The sequence below is a fragment of the Pseudomonas sp. SMV71 genome, assembly GCF_052042015.1.
Classification (GTDB): Bacteria; Pseudomonadota; Gammaproteobacteria; order Pseudomonadales; family Pseudomonadaceae; genus Aquipseudomonas.
The window spans coordinates 20,899-29,729 of the sequence record NZ_JBKGGU010000035.1 but is presented as its reverse complement, the minus strand read 5'-3'; the positions used below and the strand labels follow the sequence as shown (position 1 = coordinate 29,729).

The window sequence follows — 8,831 nt, the reverse complement described above, 5'->3', positions numbered from 1 at the left end:
ACAATGGATATATACACAAAAATCCCGGTCAGCCGGAACGCAGCCATCGCGAGCAAGCCCCCTCCCACAAGAAACAAATTCACCCGCAGAAACGCCATCAAAAGGCCGCCACCCAGGACGCCCCACAATGGTGCATCACGCCATCCCATCGCTCACCGACACAAACCCCCACCACCCCATACATCATTTACGTTTCCATCATCTGCATTTCGTCGGGTGGGATTTACCCCGCCTGGTGTAAGACATTGCCGACAAAAAACGTGATCGTCCGACAATTCGACGAACCGTCCCGCACCGCTCTAAGTTCTACCCTAGACTCGCAATCCGGCGAAAAAACCGGCCAGTCATCCGAACGAAAAAAAGTCGAAACTTTTCGCAACGGCGACAGGTCAGGGTAAAGGTAGGGCAACAACGACTGGTGCAGTCCTTGCAATAGTCCTTGCAGCAGCTCCTTCACTTGATTCGCTTCGCCGCAAGGGCAGTGTTTTGCTTTCCTTGCGTAGCGCTTGTGCGCCTGGCCGCAGGATTCGGCCAATGAAACAACAGCTCTGGCGCTTGCCGGAAACAGATCGAAAACATGGGAGATATTTATGATCAGTGCTGCCTTGGAACCACAACAGGTCCGTTCACAACTACCGCCGGCGGCCGAATCGCCGACGGCTCCGGTGCTGGCCACCGGCGGCAAGGCACTGCTCCCCGTCGTTCGACAGAATCCCAATCGCAAGAAGGTCTTGTTCGTAACGTCGGAAATTGCCGACCTGGTAAAAACCGGCGGCCTGGGTGACGTGTCCTCCGCGCTGCCGCGGGCGATGGCCGGGCTGCATGATGTCCGGATCCTGATTCCCGGGTATCCGCAAGTGATGCAAAGCGGCAATCCGATCCACATCATCGGCGAACTGGGCGGCCACGCTGCGCTGCCGCCCTGCAAGATCGGACGCATGGACATGGCCGATGGCCTGGTGATCTACGTACTGATCTGCCCGGAACTCTACGAGCGCGAAGGCTCGCCCTACGGTGCCAACAACGGCCGCGACTGGCCTGACAACCACATCCGCTTCGCCCGCCTGGGACTGGCTGCCGCGGACATCGCCGCCAACCTGGCGCAGATCCACTGGTGCCCCGACCTGGTCCACGCCCACGACTGGCCAGCCGGCCTCGCACCGGCCTATATGCATTGGCGCGGGCAACGCACTCCCACCCTGTTCACCATCCACAACCTGGCCTACCAGGGCGTGGTGAGCCTGGCGTGCTGCCCGGAACTGGGCATCCCCGAACATGCGCTGCAACAGGAAGGGATGGAGTTCTACGGCAAATTGTCGTTCCTCAAGGCGGGCATGGCCTACTCCAGCCACATCACCACGGTCAGCGCCACCTACGCCCAGGAAATCACCACCCCGACCTTCGGTTGCGGCCTCGACGGCTTCCTCGCGTCCAAGACCCAGCAGGGTCTGCTCAGCGGCATTCCCAACGGCATCGACGAGAGCTGGGACTCGGCCACCGATACTCACCTGTTCCGCAAATTCGCCATCGGTGACTGGGAAGGCAAGGCAGTCAATGCGGCCCATGTGCGTGAGCTGTTCGGGCTGCACGACTCTGACGGCCCGTTGTTCGCCGTGGTCTCGCGCCTGGTTTACCAGAAAGGCCTGGACCTGACCGAAGCCGTCGCCGAGTTCATCGTCGAGTCAGGCGGACAGATCGCCATCATCGGTCGTGGCGAACCGGAAGAAGAACAGGCCATGCGTGAGCTGGCGCTGCGCTTCCCCGGACGCATCGGCGTGCGCATCGGCTTCAACGAAACCGATGCACGACGGATGTTTGCCGGCAGCGACTTCCTGCTGATGCCTTCGCGTTATGAACCGTGTGGTTTGAGCCAGATGTACGCCCAGCGCTTTGGATCGCTGCCCGTGGCGCGCAATACCGGCGGACTGGCGGACACCATCGAGGATGGCATCACCGGTTTCCTGTTCGATGAATCAACCGTGGACAGCTACAAACAGGCCTTGGGCCGGGCGTTCAAGGTTTTTCAATACCCTGACCTGCTCAACGCAATGCGCTGCCGAGCCATGTCGGCACCTTTCAACTGGAGCAAGGCGGTGGAGCCCTACGCAGAGCTCTACGAACAACTGGTGGCGAAGTCACTGGGCAAATCGGCCAGACAATGAGGTAGCAATGTCGTCAAGGACGCGTGATACATGGACCCATGGCGCGGTCATGCTCGATGCCGAGCACACCCGCTTCGCCCTCTGGGCTCCGGATGCTTTTTTTGTCAGTGTCGAGCTGGACACTGGAGATTCAATACCGCTGCTGCCCCAGTCCGACGGCTGGTTCATGATCCAGACCCGTTGCCCCGCCGGCACCGGCTACCGCTTCAACATCGACGGCGAACTGGAGGTGCCGGACCCCGCTTCCCGCGCCCAGGCCGGCGACCTTGATCGCCACAGTGTGGTGGTCGATCCCCATGCCTACCAATGGCGACACACCCACTGGCGCGGTCGCCCCTGGTACGAGGCGGTGATCTACGAACTGCATGTCGGCGCCCTTGGCGGTTTCGAAGGTGTCGAGCAACAACTGGCGCGTCTGGCGGGGCTTGGGGTTACCGCCATCGAGCTGATGCCGCTGGCGCAATTTCCCGGCGACCGGAACTGGGGCTATGACGGCGTCCTGCCCTACGCGCCCCAGGCCTCCTACGGCACCGCGGAACAACTCAAGCATTTGATCGACAGCGCCCACGGTCATGGACTGGCAGTCATCCTGGACGTGGTCTACAACCATTTCGGCCCGGACGGTAACTACCTGCACCGCTACGCCAAGGGTTTCTTCCGTGAAGACAAGCACACCCCATGGGGCGCGGCGATCGATTTCCGTCGCCGCGAAGTGCGGGACTTCTTCATCGACAACGCACTCATGTGGTTGCTGGAATACCGTTTCGACGGCCTGCGCCTGGACGCGGTGCACGCCATCGAAAGCCCGGACTTTCTCCAGGAACTGGCAGCCAGGGTCCGCGAGCAGGTGGACCCGACCCGCTACGTCTGGCTGACTGTCGAGAACGAACACAACCAGGCGAGCCTGCTGGAACAGGGCTACGACGCGCAGTGGAACGACGACGGCCACAACGCCCTGCACGTATTGCTGACCGGCGAGACGGACGCCTATTACGCCGACTACGCCGAACAACCGACGGAACAGCTGGCGCGCTGCCTCAGCCAGGGCTTCGTGTTCCAGGGGCACATCAACCGTCACGGCGAATCCCGGGGCGAGCCCAGCGGCCATCTGCCCCCAAGTGCCTTCGTGCTGTTCCTGCAAAACCACGACCAGATCGGCAACCGCGCTCTGGGCGAGCGCCTGCACCAACTCGCGCCGCCCCAGGCCCTGCAAGCGGCGACCGTCCTGTGGCTGCTCTGCCCGATGATCCCCCTGATGTTCATGGGCGATGAAACCAAGGCGCCACAACCGTTCCTGTTCTTTACCAGTCACCACGGCGAACTGGCAGAGCTGGTGCGCGAAGGCCGGCGCAATGAGTTCAAGGCTTTCAGTGCCTTTGCCGATCCGGAAAAACGCGTACGGATCCCCGATCCCAACGCAGCCCCGACGTTCGAATCCTCGCGTCCGAACCTGGAGGCCCACGAACCTGAACAACTGGCCAACGAGACGCTCTACCGCAGCCTGCTGAAAATCCGCCGTGAAGAGATCGTCCCTCGCCTGCCGGGGGCGCATGCCTTGGATACCATCGTGCTGGGCTACGGCGCGGTCAGTGCGCGCTGGCAACTGGGCGACGGCAGCGTGTTGCGCATCGACCTCAACCTCAGCGACCGACAGGTGGCCCATGCCGCTGCCGAAGATGCACGCATTCTTTTCGAACATCCTGAGCAGGCCATGGGTCAGTTGCAACAGGGCGTCCTTGCGCCCTACAGCGCGTTGGTCACCCTGACGCAAGCGGCAACCTTGCCCAACCTGACTGGAGAGCGTCCATGAGTGATGCGCAACTGGAAATCCTCGCCGGCCGCGCAGGCCTGGCGGTGGACTGGATCGACGCCAACGGCCGGGCACAGAAAGTCTCGCCGGCGGTGTTGCGTTCGGTCCTCACGGCCCTTGGCCATCCAGCCGGCACTGCCCAGGAAATCGACGCCAGCCTGCTGCAACTGCAAGAAGATCAACAGAACCACCAACTGCCACCGCTGCTCACCGTCGACGTGGGCTCAAGCCTGGACCTGAGCCGTTACTTCGACGCCGAGACGGCCTGTGAAATCCAGTGCGAGGACGGCTCGACGCTGAACCTCAAACTCGATGCCAACGCCCGGCTTCCGGGGATGATCCCGGTGGGTTACCAGCATGTGCGTATCCAGGACCAGGACTTCACTCTGGCGGTCGCGCCCGCTCGCTGCTACAGCGTGGCCGATGCGGTGGATGACCCGACACCACGGGCCTGGGGCTTGAGCGCGCAGTTGTATGCGTTGCGCCGCCCTGGCGACGGCGGCTTCGGGGACACCCAGGCCCTGGAAGAACTGGCACGGGTGGCCGGTGAGCGCGGCGCCGAGGCGATTGCCATCAGTCCGATGCACGCCATGTTCAGCAGCGACACCGGACGCTACAGCCCTTACTCACCGTCCAGCCGCCTGTTCCTCAACAGCCTGTACGCCGCCCCCGGCACCATCCTCGGCGAACGGGCCCTGCGCACCGCCATCGACGCCACGGGGCTGACCAATCAACTGCGCTCACTTGAAGAACAGCCGCTGGTGGATTGGCCGGTTGCCGCGCAGGCCAAGCAAAAAGTGCTGCGGGCCTTGTACGACGGCTTCAGCCAGGGCGAGCATCCGCTGCATGAAGACTTCAGCAGCTTTCGCCACACCAGTGGCGAAGCCCTGGAAAACCACTGCCGCTTCGAAGCCTTGCAGGCCGAACGCGCAGCCCAGGGAGAAAGCCTCGACTGGCGCCAGTGGCCGGAAGACTGGCGCAACCCACGCAGCGCCGTGCTGGCGCGTTTCGCCGAAGAAAACGCCGACGAAATCGGCTTCTACGCCTTTTGCCAATGGCTGATTGCCCGATGCCTGGAGCGCGCCCAGAGCGCCGCCAAGTCAAGCGGCATGGGCATCGGCCTGATCGCCGACCTGGCGGTAGGCGCGGACGGTGCCGGCAGCCAGGCCTGGAGCCGACAGGATGAGCTGCTCGCTTCGCTGACCGTGGGCGCGCCGCCGGATATCCTCAACCGCTCCGGCCAGGGTTGGGGAATCTCGGCATTTTCCCCAGAAGGCCTGGTGCGTAACGGGTTCCGGGCATTCATTGAAATGCTGCGGGCCAATTTCGCCCATGCCGGTGGTTTGCGTATCGATCATGTCATGGGCCTGCAACGGCTCTGGGTCATCCCCAACGATGCCCCACCCTCCGACGGTGCCTATCTGTATTACCCGTTCGATGACCTGCTGCGCCTGCTGGCACTCGAATCCCACCGCCACCAGGCCATCGTTCTCGGCGAAGACCTCGGGACGGTGCCCGATGGCTTGCGGGACAAGCTCAGTGCCCGCGCAATCCTCGGCATGCGCGTGCTGTTGTTCGAACAGGACAACGCCCGCTTCAAGCCGATCCTCGACTGGCCGGACGACGCCCTGGCAACCACCAGCACCCATGACCTGCCGACTCTCAACGGTTGGTGGCACGGGCACGATATCGACTGGAACGCCCGGCTCGACCTGGTCGACTCCCATGGCGAGATGGAATGGCGCAGACACCGCGAACGCGAGCGCGAGGGCCTGCGCGATGCGCTGAACCAGGATCCACAGAACTTTCGCGAAGAACACCGCGAGACTGACCAGGTGCTCGACGCCAGTGTGCGCTTCCTCGGCCACACTCGCGCGCCGCTGGTCTTGCTGCCGCTCGAAGATGCCCTGGGCATCGAGGAGCAGGCCAACCTGCCCGGCACCATTGACACCCACCCCAATTGGCGGCGCCGCCTGGCTCATGAAAGCCAGGCGTTGCTGGATCACCCGGACGCTGCCCGGCGTCTGGAAATACTCGCCTGCGCGAGACTTCAGGCGAACGAGCGTGACCGATGAAAGAGACATCAATCCAACCGCTGCGGGCGACGCTGCGCCTGCAATTTCATAAAGGCTTCACCCTGGACGACGCCATCGAAAAGGTGCCGTACTTTGCTTCACTGGGCATCAGCCACCTCTACGCCTCGCCGTTGCTGAAGGCCCGGGCCGGGTCGATGCATGGCTACGATGTAGTCGACCCGACCCTGGTCAATCCGGAGCTGGGCGGCGAAGCAGCGCTCAGGCGCCTGGTGGCAACCCTGCGCGAGCATCGGATGGGCCTGATCCTCGACATCGTCTCCAACCACATGGCCGTTGGTGGTCATGACAATCCGTGGTGGCTGGACCTGCTGGAATGGGGGCGCCTGAGTCCCTATGGCGAGTTCTTCGATATCCAGTGGCATTCCCCTGATCCGCTGCTCGAAGGCCAGTTGCTGCTGCCGTTCCTGGGCAGCGACTACGGGGTCGCGTTGCAGGAAGGCACGTTGCAGTTGCGACTCGACGCCCACCAGGGCAGCTTCTATGTCGAGCACTACGAACACCGCTTCCCGATCTGCCCGATGCAGTATGGCGAGCTGCTGCGGCCCGCAGAAAGCGCGCCGGCCGAACAGGCCGAGGCACTCAAGGCGCTGGCCGAACGCTTCACCACGCTGAACTACCAGACCGACGCCCATACCCTCGCCCGTCCGCTGCAAGCAGAACTGCGCGAGCTGGTGACCCGACCGGAGATCCTCGCGGCTGTCGAAGATAACCTGCGTGGCTATGATTCAACGCAGCCCGAAGGGTTCGAGCGTCTGCATCAACTGTTGGAGCACCAGAGCTATCGGCTCGCCAGTTGGCGTACGGCGGCTGACGACATCAACTGGCGGCGGTTTTTCGATGTCAATGAACTGGGTGGGCTGCGGGTCGAACGCCCGGCCGTATTCGAAGCCACCCATGCCAAGATCTTTGAATTGGTCGAGCAAGGCCTGGTGGATGGGCTGCGCATCGATCACGTTGACGGTCTCGCCGACCCACGCGGCTACTGCCGCAAACTGCGCAGGCGCCTGGATTCGATCTCACCGTCGCGCCACCTGCCGATCTTCATCGAGAAGATCCTCGGCGATGGCGAGACCTTGCGCCGCGACTGGAACGTCGACGGCAGTACCGGCTACGAGTTCATGAACCAGATCTCGCTGTTGCAGCATGATCCGGCCGGCGCCACCCCGCTCGCCGAGTTCTGGAGCCGCCACAGCGAACGGCCGGCGCAGTTCATCGACGAAGCGCGACTGGCACGCCAGCAGATTCTCAACGGCTCACTGGCCGGAGACTTCGAGAGCGTCGCCCAGGCTCTGCTGCAAGTGGCCCGCGACGATGTGATGACCCGTGACCTGACGCTGGGCGCGATTCGGCGGGCTTTGCAGGAGCTGATCGTGCATTTCCCGGTGTACCGCACCTACATCAACCCGCTGGGCCGCTCCGCCGAGGACCAGGTGTTTTTCAACCAGGCGCTCGAGGGTGCCCGTCAGACGCTCAGCGAAGCCGATTGGCCGGTGCTCGATTGCCTGGCCGACTGGCTCGGTGGCATGCCCTGGCGCCAACGCCCGCGCGGCAGCCAGCGCAAACGTCTGCGCCATGCCTGCGTGCGCTTCCAGCAGTTGACCTCGCCGGCGGCCGCCAAGGCCGTTGAAGACACGGCGCTGTATCGCTCGGCGGTGCTGCTGTCACGTAACGATGTGGGCTACAACACCGAGCGCTTCAGCGCCCCGCCAGAGGAGTTCCACAACGCCTGTATCGAGCGCCTTGCGCACTTCCCCAATAACCTGATGACCACCGCCACCCACGACCACAAGCGTGGCGAAGACACCCGCGCCCGGTTGGCGATACTCAGCGAGCGCGCCGATTGGTACACCGCTTGTGTGGAGCAATGGCGCATTCTCTCGCCTTCGCTGCACAGCGATCCGGCGGCTCCCTCGGCGGGTGACGAGCTGATTCTCTACCAGGCGCTGCTCGGTAGCTGGCCGCTGGACCTCGACCTGCAAGATCCCAAGGCGTTGGCCGAGTACAACGAACGCCTGTGGCAATGGCAACGCAAGGCCCTGCGCGAAGCCAAGCTGCAAAGCAGCTGGGCAGCGGTCAACGATAGTTATGAGCAGGCCACCCAGATGTTCCTTGAGCGCTTGTTGCTGGGGGACGAGGGGCTGCCGTTGCGCAGTGCCATCGCCGAGGCCGTCCAGGCCATTGCACCGGCAGGCGCGCTCAACAGTCTGGCGCAGACTTTGCTGCGCATGACCGTACCCGGTGTTCCAGACCTGTACCAGGGCAACGAATTCTGGGATTTCAGCCTGGTGGATCCGGACAACCGCCGCCCGGTGGATTTCACCGCACGCCGTGAGGCGCTACAGGCCGACAGCGAACCGGCGGCGTTGATCAACGACTGGCGCGACGGACGGGTCAAGCAGGCGTTGATCGCCAGGACGCTGGCGGTGCGAGCCCAATACCCGCAGCTGTTCCGCCTGGGCCGCTACCAGCCGCTGGAGGTGGTCGGCGAGCAGGCCCAGCGGGTCCTGGCGTTCATGCGTGAGCACGAGCAACAACGGGCGATCATCGTGGTGCCGATCCGCGCCGCCCGGCTGCTCGAAAATGCAGCGGTGCCGCAAGTCGCCGCCTCGGACTGGGGCGATACCCGCGTGAAATTACCGTTTGCCAGTGGGGACGGAAAACTGAAGGGACTTTTTGCAAGCGCAGCAGTCACACCCCAAGGGGAGCTGATGATCAGCGCCGCGCTGGGGGATTTCCCGGTCAATGTCTTTATTCAATCTTGAG

General features: G+C 63.3%; 5 protein-coding genes. All 5 read left to right on the top strand.

What is annotated here, in order from left to right; genetic code table 11:
- On the top strand, nucleotides 1–398 hold a 398-nt coding region (locus tag ACLEJQ_RS24935), incomplete at its 5' end, for a hypothetical protein (RefSeq protein ID WP_440799502.1).
- 192 nt (nucleotides 399–590) lie between these two features.
- Nucleotides 591–2,162, top strand: a complete 1,572-nt coding sequence (glgA, locus tag ACLEJQ_RS24930; RefSeq protein ID WP_440799499.1) for a glycogen synthase GlgA — start codon at nucleotides 591–593, stop codon at nucleotides 2,160–2,162.
- A gap of 7 nt (nucleotides 2,163–2,169) precedes the next feature.
- The gene (gene treZ, locus ACLEJQ_RS24925) at nucleotides 2,170–3,972 is read left to right on the top strand and encodes a malto-oligosyltrehalose trehalohydrolase (protein ID WP_440799496.1); all 1,803 of its coding nucleotides are present in this window, start codon (nucleotides 2,170–2,172) and stop codon (nucleotides 3,970–3,972) included.
- Complete coding sequence (gene malQ / locus ACLEJQ_RS24920; RefSeq protein WP_440799493.1) at nucleotides 3,969–6,047, top strand: 4-alpha-glucanotransferase; 2,079 nt, start codon at nucleotides 3,969–3,971, stop codon at nucleotides 6,045–6,047. The genes treZ and malQ overlap by 4 nt, the downstream gene beginning before the upstream one ends.
- A complete protein-coding gene (locus ACLEJQ_RS24915; protein WP_440799490.1) occupies nucleotides 6,044–8,830 on the top strand; it encodes a malto-oligosyltrehalose synthase in 2,787 nt (928 codons plus the stop codon). Before malQ ends, ACLEJQ_RS24915 begins: the two co-directional genes overlap by 4 nt.
- Nucleotide 8,831: the final 1 nt, after the last annotated feature.